Raw genomic sequence first — 19,231 nt, forward strand, 5'->3', positions numbered from 1 at the left:
TCATAAGAGAAAAATTATGCAAAATAAGTTTATTCACTTTTTAAAAGAATGGATCATACCTATTGCTACCGCTGCTATTGTGGTAGTTTTAGTCCGTACATTTTTATTTACACTTGCACACGTAAATGGGCCATCAATGATGCCCAACTTGCAAAATAAGGAACTCGTTATTTTAAGTAAAATATCTTCTTATCAGCGAGGGGATGTTATTGTCTTTGATGCTCGAGATGAAGATCCAAGAATTAAGAGCGGGGAAAAGGACTATGTTAAACGCATCATAGGTATACCCGGTGACACAGTTTCTTATAAAAATTCTAATTTGTATGTTAATGGTAAATTAGTCAACCAAGATTATATCGGTATTGATGAACGTACACAAGGAACAGAAATGTCATTTGGCAGTTCATGGTCTTTGAAAACACTTTCTTCAACAGATATGTGGCAGAAAAAAGATAGAAATCACGAAACTGTCCCTCAAGGTGAATATTTTGTGATGGGGGATCATCGATCGGTTTCTAACGATGGTAGATACTTCGGGTTTATTGATAAAAACCACATCACCGGAAAAGTGATTGTACCCTTTTGGAATACTGACAATACTGCCAAGCAAAATATAAATCATCAAAATAAACACTTTTTTGAGAATTAAGTTTGCTTGTATTAGCAAAAAATGATAATATTGAGAAAAGAAAAACCCTTTAACTAAGTCCAGAGAGGCTTACAAGGATTTTAGATTCGATTAGACAAGGTGTTGTTACAGATAATGCACACTCAGTCTATAATTTTCTAAAACGTGTAAGTCAATTGGCTTACACGTTTTTTTGTATAAAAAGGAGAATTATGCGTCATTTTCTGAATATAAATTCATTATCAAATAGTGATGTGATACGCTTAGTTGAACACTCAATAAAACTCAAGCAAAAGAATTCTAATGAAAAATCAGATAAAACAGTTGTCAATCTATTTTTTGAAAATTCTACGAGAACATATAGCAGTTTTCAGATGGCAGAAAATAAGTTAGGTTTTCAACAAATTATCATTGATCCGCAACATAGCTCAATGTCAAAAGGCGAGAGTTTGAGTGATACGTTGAAAACATTAAAGGCAATTGGTATCGACGTAGCCATAGTCAGACATACGACGAATAGTTGGTATGAAAATATTATTTCAGAAAATGATCCAGAGAAAATTCCACAACTAGTCAATGCAGGTGATGGCAGTGGGCAGCATCCATCGCAAAGCTTGTTAGATTTAGTAACCATCTACGAAGAATTTTCGCATTTTGATGGCTTAAAAGTGAGGATTATTGGTGATTTATCACATTCAAGAGTAGCACGCTCGAATGCAGAAATTTTAAATAAATTAGGTGTTGAAGTTAGTTTTTCCGGACCTGAAAATTGGCAACCAAAAGATTTTAAGCAGTTTGGACAATTCGTTGATATAGATTATGAGTTGGATAAACAGGATGTCGTAATGTTTTTGAGAGTACAACATGAGCGAATTACACAAACAGAACATCAGTATTTTTCAAGTAGACAATATCATGGAAAATACGGATTAACACTTAGTCGATATAAGAAGCTTAAAGATAATGCCATAGTGATGCATCCGGCACCGGTCAATCGTGATGTAGAAATTGCAAATGAATTAGTAGAATCTTCAAAATCAAGAATTTTTGAACAAATGCGAAATGGTGTGTTCGCTCGTATGGCAATTTTAAAGTTTGTGTTGGAGGAATAATATGCAATTAATTACAAATGCCAAAATATTAACTGATGGTCATTTAAAACAGCAGGATATCTTAATTGATGGGCAATACATTAAGCAGGTAGGCGATAAAATAATTCCTGCTGAAGGTGTTGAAGTTATCGATGCAGATGGTGCATTTTTATCAGCAGGTTTAGTAGATGTTCATGTTCATTTTCGTGAGCCTGGATTTGAATATAAAGAGACAATTGCTACTGGCTCAAGGGCTGCTGCCAGAGGTGGTTTTACAACTGTTCTAGCAATGCCAAATCTTAATCCGGTGCCAGATACAGCTGAACGAATAAAAAAACAAATTGTCTTAAATAAAGCACATGGTGTCGTTAATATAGAACAATATGGTGCAATTTCAAGTAATCTAATATCAGAAGAAATTTCTGATATACGAACAATGTCAAATGAAGGAGCCATTGCTTTTAGTAATGACGGAAAGGGTGTGCAAACAGCTGATACAATGTTGCATGCTATGGTGGCAGCCGCACAAGTGAATAAGCCTTTAGTTGCGCATCTTGAAGATAATTCTTTGTTACATGATGGCGTTATGAATAGTGGTAAAATTGCTGAAAAATTAGGATTGCCTGGGATCACAGATTTGGCAGAAAGTGCACAATTAGCAAGAGATTTAGTTCTTGCTAAAGCAACAGGTGTACATTACCATGTTGCCCACATATCTACTAAAGAGTCTGTAGCGTTAGTTAGAATTGCAAAACGGGAAGGTGTGAAAGTAACTGCTGAAGTATCACCACATCATCTCTTATTATCGGATAGTGATATTCACTCAGATAACGCCTTGTTTAAGATGAACCCTCCTTTGAGATCACAAGAAGATAGAGAGGCTGTTCTTGCAGGGCTAATTGATGGCACGATTGATATGGTTGCAACTGACCATGCACCACATGGCACCGAAGAAAAGTCAGTATCCTTCAAGGAAGCACCATTTGGGATTACAGGTATTGAAACTAGTTTTCAATTGCTTTATACGCACTTAGTAAAGAGCGGTATGATTACTTTAGAAACATTAATTCAACGCATGGTTAATGCACCAATAAATGCGTTTCAATTAGAAGCACCAACCAAAATTGCAGATGGGCAAATTGCAAATATGGCACTATTTGACATTGATCATAAGTCGACAATAAAAGTAAACGATTTTGAATCTCTGGGGAAAAATACACCATTTATTGGTTGGGAAATATATGGTACCACATTAGCGACTTGGGTAGAAGGTAAGATAGTTTATCACTTAAAACCCTAATCATGAGAATTTAAATAAAAGGATAAAAATATGAAAAAACGTTATTTAGTACTAGAGAATGGTTCAGTGTATGAAGGAGAAGCATTTGGAGCGGATACCAGTATTATAGCGGAATTGGTTTTTAATACTGGTATGTCAGGTTATCAAGAATCAATTACTGACTTATCATATCGAGGTGAAATGATTGTTTTCACTTATCCTTTAATCGGAAATTATGGTATTAATCGTGATGATTTTGAAAGCTTGAGACCAGCAGCTTCAGCAATTGTAGTACATGAAATTGCACGTAGACCAAGTAATTGGCGTAAAATGATGAGTTTACCTGAATGGGCAGAACGTACGGGTATGCCAGGAATTACAGGTGTTGATACTCGATCTTTAACAAAAGAATTACGCGATAATGGTGTTATGAAGGCTTCTCTTGTTGATCAGGTGACAGACGAAGTATTTGCAGAATTAGCAGATTTCAAACCTAGTACGGACTTGGTAGCTCGCGCCACGACTAAAACACAATATCAAAATCCAACTGATGGCATTTCAATTGCTTTAATAGATTTTGGTCTAAAAAATTCTATTTTACGATCACTTGCTAAACGTGGCGTTAATGTAATGGTTTTTCCAGCAACGGTATCTGCTGAAACAGTGCTTGCTGCCAATCCTGATGGTATTTTGTTATCAAATGGTCCGGGTAATCCTGAAGATGCGAGTTATGCAATTCCAACAATTAAAACTTTGCAGGAAACATTACCGTTGATGGGCATTTGTTTAGGCCATCAGTTATTTGCTTTAGCAAATGGGGCTAAGACTTTTAAAATGAAATTTGGGCATCGCGGTTTTAATCATGCTGTTAGAAATTTGTCTAGAGAAAGATTAGATTTTACTTCTCAAAATCATGGTTATGCAGTTGAACGCGAAAGTCTTGCAAATACAGGGTTATCTGTTACGCACGAAGAAATTAATGATTTAACAGTCGAAGGATTAGCATTAGAAGGACACAATGCATTTTCTGTGCAGTTTCATCCTGATGCTGCGCCTGGTCCGCATGATGCGGAGTATATATTTGATGACTTTTTAAACATGATTGTACAATCACAGAAGGAGACAGCACAGCATGCCTAAGCGTAACGATATAAAAAAAATACTGGTTATTGGATCAGGACCAATTGTAATAGGGCAGGCAGCAGAATTTGATTATTCGGGTACACAAGCTGCTCTTAGTCTAAAAGAAGAAGGCTATTATGTTATTTTAGTTAACTCTAATCCAGCAACTATTATGACTGATGCAGAAATTGCTGATAAAGTATATATTGAACCTTTATCAATTGATTTTATTGAAAGAATACTCCGTAAAGAACGGCCTGATGCTATCTTACCAACTTTAGGTGGACAGACTGGTTTAAATATGGCAAAAGATTTGTCAGAAGCTGGCATTCTAGATGAGTTACAAATTGAACTTTTGGGTACTAAATTATCTGCTATTGAAGAGGCTGAAGACCGAGAAGAGTTTAAAGCACTTATGGAGCGTTTAAATGAGCCGATTCCAGAATCTGTTATTGCAACTACGATAGATGAGGCACTTTCATTTGCCGATACACATGGCTATCCAGTGATTGTTCGACCTGCTTATACTTTAGGTGGTACAGGCGGTGGCATCGCAACAACGCATGAGGAACTGACCGCAATTGCTGCGAATGGATTGGATTTATCTCCTGTAACACAAGTTTTGATTGAACGTTCAATTGCAGGATTTAAAGAAATTGAATTTGAGGTTATGAGAGATGCTCATGACAATGCGCTCGTTGTTGCATCAATGGAGAACTTTGATCCAGTCGGTGTGCATACAGGTGACTCAATTGTTACGGCACCCGTTCAGACACTGTCTGATCGTGAGGTCCAGATGATGAGAGATGCTGCTTTGAAAATTATTCGTGCTTTGGGCATTGAAGGTGGTGTCAATATTCAAATGGCATTAGATCCGAAATCATACAAGTATTACATTATTGAAGTTAATCCACGAGTTTCTCGATCATCTGCTTTGGCATCAAAAGCAACAGGATATCCTATTGCAAAAATGGCTGCTAAAATTGCTGTAGGTTTGACTCTAGATGAAATTATCAATCCAGTAACTGGAACAACAAAAGCTGAATTTGAACCAGCGTTAGACTATGTTGTTTTTAAAATTCCGCGTTGGCCGTTTGATAAATTTGCTACAGCTGATAGACGATTAGGAACACAAATGAAGGCAACAGGCGAAGTTATGGCCATTGGTCGTAACATGGAAGAAGCTATGTTGAAAGCTGTGCGTTCTCTTGAAATTGGTGCCACAGGGTTAAATGATTTAACTTTTGATGATTTAACAAATGAAGAACTTTTAGATGCTTTAATGCCGGCTCGTGATGATAGACTGTTTATGATTGCAGATTTATTACGTAGAGGCATAAGTATTGAAACAATACATAATAAAACAAAGATTGATGAGTTTTTCTTAGATAAAGTATCACATATTGTTGAAATTGAGCATGACTTGAAACAGCATATTGGTGACAAGGACTACTTGCTTTATGCTAAGAAAAATGGTTTTGCTGATGAAACAGTTGCTAAAATTTGGGGACAAAAGACTTCAGAAATACGTCAATTTAGACGTGATGCACAAATATTGCCTGTTTATAAAATGGTAGATACTGTTGCTGCAGAATTTGAATCACAAACACCTTATTTTTATGCAAGTTACGAAAGAGAAAATGAGTCAATTAAGTCTGATAAAAAATCAGTAATTGTATTAGGATCTGGGCCGATTAGAATCGGACAAGGCGTTGAATTTGACTACGCAACAGTTCATGCAGTAAAGGCAATTCAGCGTGCTGGGTATGAAGCTATTATCATGAACTCAAATCCTGAAACCGTTTCAACTGATTTTTCAATTTCTGATAAATTATACTTTGAACCATTAACTCTCGAAGACGTGCTGAACGTAATTGATTTGGAACATCCAATGGGTGTGGTTGTACAATTCGGTGGTCAAACAGCTATTAATTTAGCACAGCCTCTTTTCGAAAATGGGGTTAATATTTTAGGGACAACTGTTGAAGATCTTAACCGTGCAGAAGATAGAGAGGCATTCGATCAAGTTATTAAAAGCTTAGCTTTGCCACAACCAGTAGGTAAAACAGCAACTACTATAGTTGAAGCTGTCGAAGCGGCCAGAGCAATTGGCTACCCAGTATTGATTAGACCATCTTATGTACTTGGTGGAAGAGCTATGGAAATTGTATCTTCTGATATTGAATTAGAAGACTATATGCAACGTGCGGTTAAAGTCTCGAATGATCATCCGGTACTCATTGATTCTTATCTAGTAGGACAAGAAGCTGAAGTAGATGTATTATCAGATGGTGAAACAGCCGTGATTCCAGGAATTATGGAACATATTGAGAGAGCAGGGGTCCATTCTGGAGATTCCATGTCAGTTTATCCGCCACAATATTTATCTCAAAAAGTTCAAGATGAGATGACAAATGCTGCCATTAATTTAGCAAAATCTATGAACACAATTGGATTAATGAATGTACAATTTGTTATTCATGATAATACAGCTTATGTTATTGAAGTTAATCCTAGAGCCTCTAGAACTGTGCCATTCATATCAAAGGTGACTCATTTACCATTAGCTCAACTGGCAACTCGTGTGATGTTAGGTGAAAAATTAGCAGAGATGGGATTTACGACTGGGTTAGTTCCAAGTGATGATATGGTTCACGTTAAGGCACCAATATTTTCATTTACAAAGTTACCAGATGTTGATTCCCTGTTAGGACCAGAAATGAAGTCCACGGGTGAGGTAATGGGATCTGATACTACTTTACCAAAAGCTTTGTATAAAGCCTTTGTGGCTTCAAATATTAAGGTTCCTAAATATGGTAATGTACTGTTTACAGTCGCTGATGATGATAAGTCAGAAGTGACTGACTTGGCAAAACGTTTTTATGATTTAGGTTTTGGCATTTTTGCAACGGCTGGAACGGGCGCAATTTTCGCTGAACAAGATATACCAGTCACAATTCTTGACAAAATTTCTGAATCTAAAAATAACTCTGTTATGGCTTTGCGTGACCAAAAACTACAAGTTGTGATCAATACAACTCAAGCAGATGATCGTGCAGAGTCAGATGGGAAGTTAATTAGAAACGCCGCAATTGAAAATGCTGTACCGCTATTTACAGCGCTTGATACTGTTAACGCATTTCTAGATGTGTTAGAAAGTAGAAGTTTTGCTGTTAATGAAATGAAATAGTCATTGTCAATAAGCTTTTTAATAGGCAAAGTCAAAAAGGAAAGTGTACAATATGGAAAATCGGTTAGCAGTTAAATTACCAGGTCTTGATTTAAAAAATCCTATAATGAACGCTTCAGGGGCAGTTTATTATGGTCTTGAAGATAAGGGATATAAAATTGAAAATGCGGGGGCTTTAGTAACCAAAACAGTTACTTTAGATGAACGTGCAGGAAATCCGCAACCGTGGATTGTTGATACACCGAGTGGTATCTTAAATTCAGTTGGACTTGCTAATCCAGGCATTGATTATGTAACTTCGGAAATATTGCCTGCAATTCATCAAAAATATAAAGACTTGCCAGTGCTTTCATCTATAGCTGGCGAGTCAGTCGATGAGTATGTTGAACTAACAAAAAGATTGACAAAAACAGGTTATGTCACAGCAATTGAAGTTAATTTATCCTGTCCGAATGTAGATCGTGGTGGTATGGCTTTCGGTGTCGAAGCAGAATCAGCAGCTCAAGTTATTCAGGCTATACGTGATGTCACTGATTTACCAATCTACGCTAAAATGTCGCCGAACGTAACAGATATTAAACCTATCGTGAAAGCAGTTGAAGCAGCTGGTGCGGACGGTATTGTCTTAATTAACACAGTTGTTGGTATGAGTTTTGACTTAGATAAACGACAACCAAAATTAGCGAGAGGGATTGGTGGAATGTCAGGGACAGCTGTTCACCCAATAGCTGTTAGGTTCGTTTACGAAACTGCGCAAACTGTTAATATTCCTATTATAGGAGTTGGTGGCATAAACACTACAGACGATGTTTTAGAATTATTAATGGCTGGTGCTAGTGCCGTACAAGTTGGAACAGGTTTATCACAAAATCATCAATTGATGTCTGAACTTATTGATCAATTGCCAACCGCTTTAGATAAGTACGGATTTAATAGAATAACCGATGTTACAAATAGTTATAATAAGTAGTCCAAATAGTTAAAGAAAGTTCAAATTATGCAAGATAACAACATATTTATTGCACTTGATTTTCCAGATGCAGAGTCAGTTAATTCTTTTTTGAAACCTTTTAATCTGTTGGAGAAAAAGCCAGCGTTGAAGGTCGGTATGGAATTATTTTATTCAGAAGGACCATATTTTGTAAAACAACTCAGAGACGCCGGATACAATATTTTTCTAGATTTAAAATTATATGATATTCCTAATACGGTTGCTAAATCAGTGTCTAGTATTAATAAATTGGATGTCCAATATTTGACGCTCCATGCTTCAGGTGGTAAACGAATGCTTGAAGCAGCGGTTCAAAATAAAAGTAAGCAGTTAAAACTGTTAGCGGTTACACAGCTAACATCATTTTCTGAACAAGAAATGCAAAAAACTCAGCTTACGCAAGTATCAATGAACGATAGTGTCAAACATTTAGCTAAAATTGCTTATCAAGTAGGTGTTAATGGCACAATTAGTTCTGCAAATGAAGCTGCGATGATCAAGATGGCTACCGAAGAAAGTTTCTTACGTATAACACCAGGTATTCGATTATTAGGCGATGATGTTAGTGATCAAAGGCGAGTTATGACACCTCGAAAAGCAAGAGAAAATGATTCTTCTGGCTTGGTTGTTGGTAGATCAATTACTCAGGCCGTAGATCCATTGCAAGCTTATCAACGTGTTTTGAGAGAATGGCAAGAAGGAGACGTACAATGATAGATTATTCTGAAGCAGTTGCTAAAAATTTACTTGAGATAGGTGCTGTAAAATTCTCGCCAGAATCTCCATTTACTTGGGCTTCTGGCATTAAAAGTCCTATTTATACTGACAATAGGATGACAATTGGATTTCCAGAAGTAAGAGAAAGAATTTATAAAGGTCTTAGCCAATTAATTGGGGAGAATTATCCGGACGTTGAAATTATTGGTGGCGTTGCAACAGCTGGCATACCACATGCTGCTTGGGTAGCGCAAGATATGAAGAAGCCAATGATTTATGTACGATCTCAACCTAAAGATCATGGCGCCGGAAGGCAGAGTGAAGGTGCAGATGTTACTGGCAAAAAAGTTGTGCTAATTGATGATCTGATTTCAACTGGTGGCTCTGTTCTGGGAGCTGTTAAAGCAATACAAAATGAAGGAGCAACTGTACTTGGCGTGGTATCAATTTTTTCTTACGAACTTCCTGAAGGGGCTCAAAATTTCAAAAATCAGGGCTTAACATTTCAATCTTTGACATCATATTCTCAATTAATAAAAATAGCTGTTTCAGCAGGTTACTTGAGTGAAACACAAATTGCTACTTTAGAAGAATGGCAAAAAAATCCTACAAGTTGGATGAATTAAAAAGAAGCGCAAACACCATTTGCGCTTCTTTTTAATATATAGCATCTCTATAGAGACCAATAACTTTGCCCAATATTGTAACACTTTTTAATATAATTGGGGACATAGAATCATTTTCTGGTTGTAGACGAAAATGATTGGCCTCTCTGAAAAACCTTTTAACAGTCGCTTCATTATCCTCATTCATTGCAACAACAACATCGCCATTATCAGCGTTGTCTTGTTTTCGAACAATGACTTTGTCGCCATCAAGGATACCTATGTTCACCATTGAATTTCCATGAACATTTAGCATAAACATGTCCCCATCAAATTGCATTAAATTATCTGGAATCGGGAAAAATTCTATTGCTTCTTCCTCAACAGCCAAAATAGGAGTGCCAGCAGTGACATGACCAAGAACAGGTATTCGTCCTGGGGTAATTGCAACACCTAAAACTTCTAATCCTGAGTCTGTTAATTCGATCGCTCTAGCGCGTGGCTTAGAAGTGTCTTTTAATAAATAGCCTTTTTTTACTAGTCGTTCAATGTGTCCATGAATTGTTGAAGAAGAAGATAGGCCTACTGCTTCACCAACTTCTCGAACAGTTGGAGGATAACCATTATGAATTTGCGCTTCATAAATACATCTTAAAACTTGAATTTGTTTACTTTCTTGAATTGCCATGATGGGGTTCCTTATTAATTACTAATTTACCATTATTATATCTGAGATAAGATGATTAATCAAACGTTTGTTCGTTTTTTATTAAAAAATAAGAACTTATATGTTTCATCTTACTATAAAAAACAATAGTAAGAACCTATGTGTTCTTTATGATATAATTAAATCTAGATATTTTATTAAGGGGCTTTAAATATGAATTTAGGACTTGGAATTTTAGTTTTGGTTGTTGGTGTTATTATCGGTTTGGTTGCAGGATTTTTCTTAGCAAGAAACTCAATGAAAAGTTATTTGGCCAAAAACCCACCAATTTCTGAGGAAATGATGAAATCGATGATGATGTCTATGGGACAAAAGCCATCACAAAAAAAATTGAATCAAATGATGGCCCAAATGAAACAACAAAGCGAACAAGCACAAAAAAAATAAGCCTATAGGCTTATTTTTTTTCACGCTTTGGGTCAATGTAGTGCCAATCAGGATTAATTTCTCTATCTAATTGATCAAATGCATCTTGTATCTTTTGTGTATATTTGGTAATGTTTTCTTTATCTAATCTATCTTTTCGATCAACAACAATTGGATTGCCAAAATTGATAATTGTGTTATTTCGCTTGAACAATTGCTTAAAAGAAACGGGTCCTTGATATACTGCAGGAACAATCATTTTACCTGACATCTTAGCAATAATTAACGAACCAGACTTTAAATCATCACTATGGCGTGAACCTGACGGAAACATGATTAAAGAACGTTTTCCAGATTTTAGTTCTTTGACGGGTACTTTAATAACACTTGGACCAACATTTTCTCTATCTACTGGAAAAGCACCAGCCGATTTTATTAACCAAGCAAGCGGAGCAAATTTAAATAGTTCTATTTTGGCCATAAATATAAAATGTTTTGGATAGGCAGCAACTGCATACCACACTGGATCCCACCAAGTTCGATGAGGACCTACCAAAATATAGTTATCCTCTTTGGGAATTCTATCACGATTCATATATTTTATACGACCGTTAATACTCCAAATAATACCTACTGCAATATATCGCAGAAAATCATAAAATTTCATTACTATTTCACCTCATAAACTATCTTATATATTTTACACGATAAAGCGAGAAAAGCATAATGACAAAAATAATTCTTAATCCAGGTGAACGCGTTGACAAATTACCCTCTCAAAATATTCGTATTATTCAAAATCCTGATATGTTTTCATATTCTTTAGATGCGATTTTATTAGCTCATTTTGCCGATGTTAAAGGTAAGGGGAAAGGACAAACGGTTGATTTGGGTGCAGGAACAGGTGCGGTAGGATTATTCTATTCTCCTAAAACGGTTGGGCAAGTTATTTTAGTTGAAATTCAGCATGAACTAGCAGAAATGTCAAAAAGAAGTATTGAATTAAATGGTTTATCAGACAAAATACATGTTATAACTTCTGATATGAAAAATATTTTTGATAAAATAAAGCCTGGATCAATTGAGACTGTACTTTCTAATCCACCATATTTTGAATTAAATGATACGACAAAAACAAATCAAGATGAGCATTATCAACTAGCTAGACATGAATTAACGATTGATTTACCTGGATTGGCACAAGTGGCCAATAAACTTTTAAAGAATAACGGAAAATTTTATATGGTTCACCGACCAGATAGATTATCAGACATATTTGCTGCATTTGCTTCTCGAAAATTAATGATTAAAAGAATTCAATTTGTTTATGGAAAAGTGCATAAAGAGGCAAATATGGTATTAATAGAAGCTATAAAATCAGGACGTCCTGGAGGAGTTCGTATTTTACCACCAATTATTGCATATAATGAAAAAAACGATTATACAAGTGAAGTTAAAAATATTCTTTATGGAGAATCATGGTAAATAGTAAAACTTATTATTTTTATGTTATATATACTGCAGATTCTTATTTTTATGGCGGTTTTACAGATAATGTTGCTAAACGTTTTAAAACACATCAAGCGAAAAAAGGTGCTAAATTCACTCGTGTAAATGCTAGGCACCCGTTAAGTTTAATATATTCAGAAGCCTTTGAATCAAAAAAATTAGCGTTGCAAGCTGAATATGCTTTTAAACATTTAAAAAGAAGTCAGAAAGAAAAGTTTTTAAAAGAAAAAGGTGTATCAGAGCTAATATGGCAATAATTATTGCATTTAGTAATTGATTCAAGTATAATAATTTATGTTGTGAATAACAACAAATACACACGGCAAACGAGTTTATATAGGTGCAGCAATGTCATTATAAATGTCGAATTTGTCGGCGGAAAAACCTAGGAGGCCATGTCATGGCAGTTATTTCAATGAAAGAACTCCTCGAAGCAGGAGTACACTTCGGTCATCAAACACGTCGTTGGGACCCAAAGATGGATGAATTTATCTTTACAGAACGTAATGGTATTCATATCATCGATTTGCAAAAAACAGTTAAGTTAGTTGATGAAGCATATAACTTTATGCGTAATGCGTCAACTGATGGTGCTAACTTCTTGTTTGTTGGTACAAAGAAGCAAGCTTCAGATGCCATTGCTGAAGAAGCTGCACGTGCTGGACAATACTTCATCAATCACCGTTGGTTGGGTGGTACTTTGACTAACTGGAACACAATCAAGACACGTATCCAACGTTTGAAGGATTTGGAAGCAATGGCCGAAGACGGTACATTCGAACAATTACCTAAAAAAGAAGTTGTTTTGTTAAACAAGCAACGCGAAAAGTTGAACAAGTTCTTGGGTGGTATCAAGGATATGCCTGGTTTGCCAGATGTATTGTTTGTTGTTGATCCTAAGAAAGAAGAAATCGCTGTTAAAGAAGCTAACATGTTGAACATTCCGGTTGTAGCAATGATTGATACTAATGCTAATCCTGAAGTTGTTGATGTAAAAATCCCTGCAAATGACGATGCTATTCGTGCCGTTCGTTTGATTACTGCTAAGATGGCGGATGCTGTAATCGAAGGACGTCAAGGACAAGATTCAGCACCAGAAGATGCTTTTGTTGCTGGTGATGAAAATACAGAATCAATTGAAGAAATTGCTAACATTGTTGAAGAAGGCAATAACTAATATTAATATTTTTACAATAAATGCCGTTCCTTGCGGACCTGTTTGGGATGCAAAAATGGCATTTTTATTTGTTTGAAACTTTGAAAATCATGATATAATCATGTTATAAATATTTAGAGGAGCGCTATAATGGCAATTACTGCAGCACAAGTAAAAGAATTACGTGACAAAACATCTGTTGGTATGATGGATGCAAAGAAAGCTTTGGTTGAAGCTGAAGGTGACTTAGAAAAAGCAATTGATTTGCTTCGTGAAAAAGGTATGGCAAAAGCTGCTAAAAAGGGAGACCGTATTGCAGCTGAAGGTATGACATATGTGGCTGTTAAGGGTAATAAGGCAGCAATAATTGAATTAAATTCAGAAACTGACTTCGTTGCTGGAAATGCTGAGTTCAACGATTTGTTAAAGGCTGTTGCTAATACTATTGTTGAATTTTCACCTGCCAATGTTGAAGCAGCTTTAGCTTTGGAAGTAGAAGCTGGTCAAACTTTGAACGATAAAATCATTGGTACAACTCAAATTACGGGTGAAAAAATTACTTTGCGTCGCTTTGCTGTGGTTGAAAAGGCAGATTCGGAAAACTTTGGCGCATATTCTCATTTAGCAGGATCTATTTCTGCACTTGTTGTTGTTGATGGTGCTTCAGAAGAAGCTGCAAAAGATATTGCCATGCATATTGCAGCTATTGCACCACAATACGTTTCTGATGCTGATGTGCCTTCAGAAGTTGTAGAAAAAGAAAAGGCAGTACAATTAGCATCTGAAGACTTAGCTGGTAAGCCTGATAATATTAAAGAAAAGATGGTAGAAGGACGTATTAAAAAGTTCTTGGCCGAAATTTCACTATTGGATCAACCGTTTGTTAAAAATGGGGACCAAACCGTTGAACAATTTATTACTTCACAAAACGGATCTGTCAAGTCATTTGTCCGTTATCAAGTAGGAGATGGACTTGAAAAGAAAGTAACTGATTTGGCAGAAGAAGTTGCAAAGCAATTAGGTTAATCTTACATAAGAGTGCGTTATCTAAAATGACGTACTTTTTTTGTGGCAATATTTTGCTATAATTGAAGAGATAAAAAAAGAGGTAAACCATGACAGATATTAAGTACAAACGCGTTTTGATGAAACTTTCTGGTGAAGCATTAGCTGGTGATAAGGGACAGGGAATTGATTTAGATACTGTGTCTGAAATAGCGAAAGATCTAAAAGAAGTGCATGATTTGGGTACACAAATTGCCATAGTTGTTGGGGGTGGTAACTTGTGGCGTGGAGAACCTGCATCAAAAGTTGGGATGGAACGTTCGAGAGCTGATTATACGGGAATGTTGGGGACAACAATGAATGCGTTAGTATTGCAAGATGCTTTAGAGCGTGTTGGCGTTGATACTCGTGTGCAAACTGCAATTACAATGCAACAAATTGCAGAGCCTTATATCAGAGGACGCGCAATTCGCCATCTAGAAAAAGGTAGAATTGTTATTTTTGCTGCTGGTACTGGATCACCATATTTCTCAACTGATACAACTGCGGCTTTAAGAGCCAATGAGATTAATGCCGATGCTATTCTTATGGGTAAAAACGGTGTTGATGGTATTTATGATTCTGATCCCAATAAAAATGTATCAGCGGTAAAGTATAATGAGCTAACTCATTTAGAGATCTTGAAAAAAGGTCTTAAGGTGATGGATTCGACAGCTAGTTCATTATCTATGGATAATAATATGCCACTTGTCGTATTTAATTTAAATACAAAAGGTAACTTAAAGCGCGTTGTTCTCGGAGAAAATATCGGAACCACTGTAACAGGAGAAAAATAATGACATTTGAATTAACTGACACAAAAAATCGTATGCATGGTGCTCAAGAGGCATTGCAGCGTGAATTGGGAAGTATCCGGACAGGAAGGGCAAATCCTCGTATATTAGATCGTATTGAGGTTGAGTATTATGGTGCTATGACACCATTAAACCAAGTTGCTTCTATTTCAGTGCCTGAGGCGCGTATCCTTTTAATTACACCTTTTGATAAGTCAGTTCTTGAGGAAATCATTAGAGCAATCAATATGTCAGATTTGGGACTCAATCCATCATCAGACGGGAATATTGTGAGATTGGCTATTCCTCAAATGACTGAGGAAGGGCGAAAAGATTTAGCGAAGCAGGTCAAAGCAGAAGCTGAAAAAGCAAAAGTTTCTGTTAGAAATGTGAGACGTGATGCTATGGATTCTGTTAAAAAAGATAAAGAAATGCCAGAAGATGACGTTCGTAAAGCTGAGAATGATATTCAGAAGTTAACGGATGATAACATTAAAGCAATCGATGCGATTGCAGCGGATAAAGAAAAAGAATTATTAAATATTTGATGTAAGTTAACTATAATTTAAAGCTTAAAAAAACGAAATTTTAAACATTATTTTCGATTTTTCTGATTTTGAGTAATATTATCTACACTTAGTCTTGACGTTTGGCATAATTCCATGCATAATATAAACATTGGTGTTTACAAACGTAGAAGTCATGTGGCGGTGATTGAGGGCGTAGACATTTCGAGTGTCTGAAAGCAATCCTTTCAGGAAATCAGGTGGAACCGCGCGCAAGCGTCCTGATGTCAAATTATTTTGACATTGGGAGCTTGCGCTTTTTATTTGTCATAAATTTAAACTATCAAATAGTAAAATGGAGCAATCAATATGCTAAATGAAAAATTATCCTTACAAGATATTATCCTAACTTTGCAGCAGTATTGGGCAAAGCAAGGGGCAAATTTAATGCAAGCCTACGATAATGAAGTTGGAGCTGGGACACAGTCTCCGTATACTTTCTTACGTGCTAACGGACCAGAACCATGGAATGCTGCATATGTGCAGCCATCTCGTCGTCCTGCAGATGGGCGTTATGGTGATAATCCAAATAGACTATTCCAACATCATCAATTTCAGGTAGTTATGAAGCCCAGTCCTGATAATATACAAGAATTATATTTGGGTTCTTTAGAGGCTTTAGGAATCAAGCTACTCGAACATGATATTCGTTTTGTAGAAGATAATTGGGAAAATCCGTCAATGGGTGCTGCTGGAATCGGATGGGAAGTCTGGCTTGACGGCATGGAAGTAACACAGTTTACTTATTTTCAACAAGTTGGTGGTATAGAAGTAGATTCTGTAACTGCAGAGGTAACATATGGATTAGAAAGATTAGCATCGTACATTCAAGACGTACCTACGGTTTACGATCTTGAATGGGGAAATGGTGTTTTATATGGTGACATTTTTAAAGAACCAGAATATGAACATTCAAAATATGCTTTTGAAGATTCAGACCAATCAATGTTGTTACGCCATTTTGATGAATTTGAATCAGAGGCAACCCGACTACTTGATTTAGGACTGGTACATCCCGCCTATGATTATATCTTAAAGTCATCACATGTTTTCAATTTGCTAGATGCAAGTGGTAGTGTATCTGTGACTGAAAGAGCAGGATTTTTACATCGTATTCGAACAATGGCGCGACGAGTATCCAAAGTTTTTATTGAAGAAAGAGCTAAGCTTAAATTCCCATTGCTTAAAGATGCGACATTACGTGAAAAGTATATAGGTAAGAATGGTAAGTATGCATCAAAGGAGGACAAGTAACGATGTCAACATTTTTATTAGAAATAGGTTTAGAAGAAATTCCAGCCCATCTTGTTACAAGTGCTGAGTCTCAGCTTGTTGAACTTACACAACATTTTTTGAATGATCATCGATTAGAAGTAGAGAGTGTTAAACCATACTCTACGCCACGTAGATTAGCCGTACAGTTAATAGGTGTTGCTGATTCATCAAAATCACTTTCTGAAGAAAAACGTGGACCATCAATTGAACGTGCTAAAGATGCTAATGGTGAGTGGTCAAAAGCAGCTCAAGGATTTGCTCGTGGACAACAAGCCGATACATCTGATTTTGAAGAACGTGATGGTTACGTTTGGTTAACAAAACGTACTCCCGGCGTGGATGCTAACATAATCCTCGAAAAAATTGGTGAAGAAGTCATTAAAAAAATGAAATTCACTACCTACATGAAATGGGCTAACCATTCCTTTTTATATGTTAGACCAATTAGATGGATAGTTGCTTTATTAGATTCTAAGATAATTGAATTTAATATTTTGGATGTTTCGAGTGGTCGTATTACGAGAGGACACCGGTTCTTATCAACGGATCATATTGAAATAGAAAATGCTGATGAGTATCAAACAACATTAAGTAATGCATATGTTATTGCTGATGCATTAGAGAGAAAAGAAAAGATAGTTTCTCAACTTAAAAACATAGCATTAGATAATGATTGGGTACTTACATTAGACAACCAACCAGCACAAGAATTACTTGAAGAAGTTAACAATATTGTTGAATGGCCAACAGCTTTTGCAGGTGATTTTGATGAAAAATACTTAGAGATACCTGACGAAGTTTTGATAACTTCGATGCGAGAACATCAACGTTTTTTCTTTGTAACTAATCAATCAGGAGAACTACTACCACACTTTTTATCTGTTAGAAATGGTGATGAAAATAATATTACAAATGTTGTCGCTGGTAATGAAAAAGTTTTGGTTGCTCGACTTGAAGATGCAGAATTTTTCTACAGAGAAGATCAACAAAAATCTATAGAAGATTACATGACTAAAATTAAATCTTTAATTTTTCATGAAAAAATAGGTACTGTTGAAGAACACATGCTACGTGTTGGTCATTTGAGCAACAACATCGCTAAGACACTCAAATTTAGTTCTGTTGCACAAGAAAATCTTCAAAGAGCATCAGAAATTTACAAGTTTGATCTGATGACAGGCATGGTTGGCGAATTTGATGAATTACAAGGAATTATGGGCGAACATTATGCTCAAAAATTTGGTGAAAACCAGCAAGTTGCACTTGCAATCAAAGAACACTATATGCCTAAATCGGCGATTAGTGAAACAGCCACCAGTGATATAGGTGCAGTATTGGCTATTGCTGATAAGATAGACACTATCGTAACATTTTTCTCGGCTGGTCTAATCCCTTCAGGTTCTAATGACCCATATGGATTAAGGCGAGCAGCTACGGGTGTAGTCAGAACAATAAAGGCTAAAGGATGGAATCTGGATTTAAAGCCATTAATATCACAATTTATTGAACAATCAGGCAAAGTGGCAAATGAAGCTAATGTAAGCGACATTTTGACATTTATTTTAGATCGTGTGCGTAAATTAGCTGTCGATGCTGGTATGCGACAGGATATTATTGCGGCTGGTTCTGCAAATGCTGGTAAGGTCAATATTTTGCATATTTTTGATAGAATAGCTACTTTGAGTGAACATCAAAATGATAAAGATTTCCGATCAATAATAGAATCACTGACTAGAGTAGCTCGCCTAGCAAAAAAAGAGCCTGTGACACAAAGTATTAACCCTGATTTATTTGAAAATGCTAGTGAATCAAAGCTGTATAAAGCAGTTGAAACACTGGAAGATTCTATGGCGATTTCTGAAGGAACAGATGTGTTATATGAATCTTTGGCAACGTTACAAGATCCTATCACAGAATATTTTGATACAACAATGGTTAATGATGAAAATGTGGATGTTAGATTGAATCGCTATGCACAACTCAATCAAATTAATAATCTAATTGAACAGTTAGGTGATTTAGAATTAATTGTAATCAAATAGGATTTTTATTAAAAGTGGAACCCAAAATGTTGTTTTTACACATTTTCAGTACCACTTTTTTAATAATATTCATGATAAAATGAAAGAGATAGAATAGTTAAGGAAAGCACAGTTGTGTGCTAAAGATAA

At 36.0% G+C, this 19,231-nt stretch carries 19 protein-coding genes; 17 read left to right on the forward strand and 2 right to left on the reverse strand.

Annotated elements, in window-relative coordinates:
- Positions 1 to 16 precede the first annotated feature (16 nt).
- The 8 genes from lepB (at position 17) to pyrE (ending at position 9,644) form a co-directional block, all read left to right on the forward strand.
- On the forward strand, positions 17 to 649 hold the full coding sequence (gene lepB, locus K5Q12_RS01595) for a signal peptidase I (protein WP_220741991.1): 633 nt from the start codon (positions 17 to 19) through the stop codon (positions 647 to 649).
- Positions 650 to 840: 191 nt separating this feature from the next.
- Positions 841 to 1,740 carry an aspartate carbamoyltransferase catalytic subunit gene (locus K5Q12_RS01600; RefSeq protein WP_220741992.1) on the forward strand — a complete coding sequence of 300 codons (900 nt, stop codon included), beginning with the start codon at positions 841 to 843 and terminating at the stop codon, positions 1,738 to 1,740.
- Position 1,741: 1 nt separating this feature from the next.
- Positions 1,742 to 3,019 (forward strand): dihydroorotase, encoded by a 1,278-nt coding sequence (pyrC, locus tag K5Q12_RS01605; protein ID WP_220741993.1) that lies wholly within the window; start codon positions 1,742 to 1,744, stop codon positions 3,017 to 3,019.
- 30 nt (positions 3,020 to 3,049) lie between these two features.
- Positions 3,050 to 4,138: a carbamoyl phosphate synthase small subunit gene (locus K5Q12_RS01610; RefSeq protein WP_220741994.1), complete on the forward strand. Its 1,089-nt coding sequence runs from the start codon at positions 3,050 to 3,052 to the stop codon at positions 4,136 to 4,138.
- Positions 4,131 to 7,310 carry a carbamoyl-phosphate synthase large subunit gene (gene carB / locus K5Q12_RS01615; protein ID WP_220741995.1) on the forward strand — a complete coding sequence of 1,060 codons (3,180 nt, stop codon included), beginning with the start codon at positions 4,131 to 4,133 and terminating at the stop codon, positions 7,308 to 7,310. Before K5Q12_RS01610 ends, carB begins: the two co-directional genes overlap by 8 nt.
- A 52-nt stretch (positions 7,311 to 7,362) precedes the next feature.
- Positions 7,363 to 8,280 carry a dihydroorotate dehydrogenase gene (locus K5Q12_RS01620; RefSeq protein ID WP_220741996.1) on the forward strand — a complete coding sequence of 306 codons (918 nt, stop codon included), beginning with the start codon at positions 7,363 to 7,365 and terminating at the stop codon, positions 8,278 to 8,280.
- Between the two features lie 27 nt (positions 8,281 to 8,307).
- Positions 8,308 to 9,015 (forward strand): orotidine-5'-phosphate decarboxylase, encoded by a 708-nt coding sequence (gene pyrF / locus K5Q12_RS01625; RefSeq protein ID WP_220741997.1) that lies wholly within the window; start codon positions 8,308 to 8,310, stop codon positions 9,013 to 9,015.
- Positions 9,012 to 9,644, forward strand: a complete 633-nt coding sequence (gene pyrE / locus K5Q12_RS01630) for an orotate phosphoribosyltransferase (protein ID WP_220741998.1) — start codon at positions 9,012 to 9,014, stop codon at positions 9,642 to 9,644. The genes pyrF and pyrE overlap by 4 nt, the downstream gene beginning before the upstream one ends.
- 31 nt (positions 9,645 to 9,675) lie before the next feature.
- Here the strand turns inward: pyrE and lexA are convergent, their stop codons facing one another.
- Entirely contained in the window at positions 9,676 to 10,311 is a 636-nt protein-coding gene (lexA, locus tag K5Q12_RS01635; RefSeq protein WP_220741999.1) for a transcriptional repressor LexA, read from the reverse strand.
- 192 nt (positions 10,312 to 10,503) lie between these two features.
- Between lexA and K5Q12_RS01640 the strand changes: the two genes are divergently transcribed.
- Positions 10,504 to 10,737 carry a YneF family protein gene (locus K5Q12_RS01640; protein WP_220742000.1) on the forward strand — a complete coding sequence of 78 codons (234 nt, stop codon included), beginning with the start codon at positions 10,504 to 10,506 and terminating at the stop codon, positions 10,735 to 10,737.
- Positions 10,738 to 10,747: 10 nt separating this feature from the next.
- Here K5Q12_RS01640 and K5Q12_RS01645 read toward each other — a convergent pair whose 3' ends face one another.
- A complete protein-coding gene (locus K5Q12_RS01645; RefSeq protein ID WP_220742001.1) occupies positions 10,748 to 11,383 on the reverse strand; it encodes a lysophospholipid acyltransferase family protein in 636 nt (211 codons plus the stop codon).
- Positions 11,384 to 11,442: 59 nt separating this feature from the next.
- Between K5Q12_RS01645 and K5Q12_RS01650 the strand changes: the two genes are divergently transcribed.
- The 8 genes from K5Q12_RS01650 to glyS all read left to right on the forward strand — a co-directional run bounded on the left by K5Q12_RS01650 (position 11,443) and on the right by glyS (position 19,102).
- Entirely contained in the window at positions 11,443 to 12,201 is a 759-nt protein-coding gene (locus tag K5Q12_RS01650; protein WP_220742002.1) for a tRNA1(Val) (adenine(37)-N6)-methyltransferase, read from the forward strand.
- On the forward strand, positions 12,195 to 12,482 hold the full coding sequence (locus K5Q12_RS01655) for a GIY-YIG nuclease family protein (RefSeq protein ID WP_220742003.1): 288 nt from the start codon (positions 12,195 to 12,197) through the stop codon (positions 12,480 to 12,482). Before K5Q12_RS01650 ends, K5Q12_RS01655 begins: the two co-directional genes overlap by 7 nt.
- Before the next feature lie 143 nt (positions 12,483 to 12,625).
- Positions 12,626 to 13,402, forward strand: a complete 777-nt coding sequence (gene rpsB, locus K5Q12_RS01660) for a 30S ribosomal protein S2 (protein WP_220742004.1) — start codon at positions 12,626 to 12,628, stop codon at positions 13,400 to 13,402.
- 129 nt (positions 13,403 to 13,531) lie between these two features.
- Positions 13,532 to 14,407 carry a translation elongation factor Ts gene (tsf, locus tag K5Q12_RS01665; RefSeq protein WP_220742005.1) on the forward strand — a complete coding sequence of 292 codons (876 nt, stop codon included), beginning with the start codon at positions 13,532 to 13,534 and terminating at the stop codon, positions 14,405 to 14,407.
- Between the two features lie 89 nt (positions 14,408 to 14,496).
- Positions 14,497 to 15,222, forward strand: a complete 726-nt coding sequence (gene pyrH, locus K5Q12_RS01670; RefSeq protein ID WP_220742006.1) for a UMP kinase — start codon at positions 14,497 to 14,499, stop codon at positions 15,220 to 15,222.
- Positions 15,222 to 15,767 (forward strand): ribosome recycling factor, encoded by a 546-nt coding sequence (gene frr / locus K5Q12_RS01675; protein WP_220742007.1) that lies wholly within the window; start codon positions 15,222 to 15,224, stop codon positions 15,765 to 15,767. Before pyrH ends, frr begins: the two co-directional genes overlap by 1 nt.
- Before the next feature lie 327 nt (positions 15,768 to 16,094).
- Positions 16,095 to 17,039 (forward strand): glycine--tRNA ligase subunit alpha, encoded by a 945-nt coding sequence (gene glyQ, locus K5Q12_RS01680; RefSeq protein ID WP_220742008.1) that lies wholly within the window; start codon positions 16,095 to 16,097, stop codon positions 17,037 to 17,039.
- A gap of 2 nt (positions 17,040 to 17,041) precedes the next feature.
- Positions 17,042 to 19,102, forward strand: coding sequence for a glycine--tRNA ligase subunit beta (gene glyS / locus K5Q12_RS01685; protein ID WP_220742009.1), 2,061 nt, complete (start codon positions 17,042 to 17,044; stop codon positions 19,100 to 19,102).
- Positions 19,103 to 19,231: the final 129 nt, after the last annotated feature.

This window comes from Leuconostoc palmae, from assembly GCF_019656075.1.
Taxonomy (GTDB): domain Bacteria; phylum Bacillota; class Bacilli; order Lactobacillales; family Lactobacillaceae; genus Leuconostoc; species Leuconostoc palmae.

Coding starts and splice junctions, on each gene's coding strand:
- lepB (WP_220741991.1), top strand. CDS start 17: ATGCAAAATAAGTTTATTCACTTTTTAAAAGAATGGATCATACCTATT.
- K5Q12_RS01600 (WP_220741992.1), top strand. CDS start 841: ATGCGTCATTTTCTGAATATAAATTCATTATCAAATAGTGATGTGATA.
- pyrC (WP_220741993.1), top strand. CDS start 1,742: ATGCAATTAATTACAAATGCCAAAATATTAACTGATGGTCATTTAAAA.
- K5Q12_RS01610 (WP_220741994.1), top strand. CDS start 3,050: ATGAAAAAACGTTATTTAGTACTAGAGAATGGTTCAGTGTATGAAGGA.
- carB (WP_220741995.1), top strand. CDS start 4,131: ATGCCTAAGCGTAACGATATAAAAAAAATACTGGTTATTGGATCAGGA.
- K5Q12_RS01620 (WP_220741996.1), top strand. CDS start 7,363: ATGGAAAATCGGTTAGCAGTTAAATTACCAGGTCTTGATTTAAAAAAT.
- pyrF (WP_220741997.1), top strand. CDS start 8,308: ATGCAAGATAACAACATATTTATTGCACTTGATTTTCCAGATGCAGAG.
- pyrE (WP_220741998.1), top strand. CDS start 9,012: ATGATAGATTATTCTGAAGCAGTTGCTAAAAATTTACTTGAGATAGGT.
- lexA (WP_220741999.1), bottom strand. CDS start 10,311: ATGGCAATTCAAGAAAGTAAACAAATTCAAGTTTTAAGATGTATTTAT.
- K5Q12_RS01640 (WP_220742000.1), top strand. CDS start 10,504: ATGAATTTAGGACTTGGAATTTTAGTTTTGGTTGTTGGTGTTATTATC.
- K5Q12_RS01645 (WP_220742001.1), bottom strand. CDS start 11,383: ATGAAATTTTATGATTTTCTGCGATATATTGCAGTAGGTATTATTTGG.
- K5Q12_RS01650 (WP_220742002.1), top strand. CDS start 11,443: ATGACAAAAATAATTCTTAATCCAGGTGAACGCGTTGACAAATTACCC.
- K5Q12_RS01655 (WP_220742003.1), top strand. CDS start 12,195: ATGGTAAATAGTAAAACTTATTATTTTTATGTTATATATACTGCAGAT.
- rpsB (WP_220742004.1), top strand. CDS start 12,626: ATGGCAGTTATTTCAATGAAAGAACTCCTCGAAGCAGGAGTACACTTC.
- tsf (WP_220742005.1), top strand. CDS start 13,532: ATGGCAATTACTGCAGCACAAGTAAAAGAATTACGTGACAAAACATCT.
- pyrH (WP_220742006.1), top strand. CDS start 14,497: ATGACAGATATTAAGTACAAACGCGTTTTGATGAAACTTTCTGGTGAA.
- frr (WP_220742007.1), top strand. CDS start 15,222: ATGACATTTGAATTAACTGACACAAAAAATCGTATGCATGGTGCTCAA.
- glyQ (WP_220742008.1), top strand. CDS start 16,095: ATGCTAAATGAAAAATTATCCTTACAAGATATTATCCTAACTTTGCAG.
- glyS (WP_220742009.1), top strand. CDS start 17,042: ATGTCAACATTTTTATTAGAAATAGGTTTAGAAGAAATTCCAGCCCAT.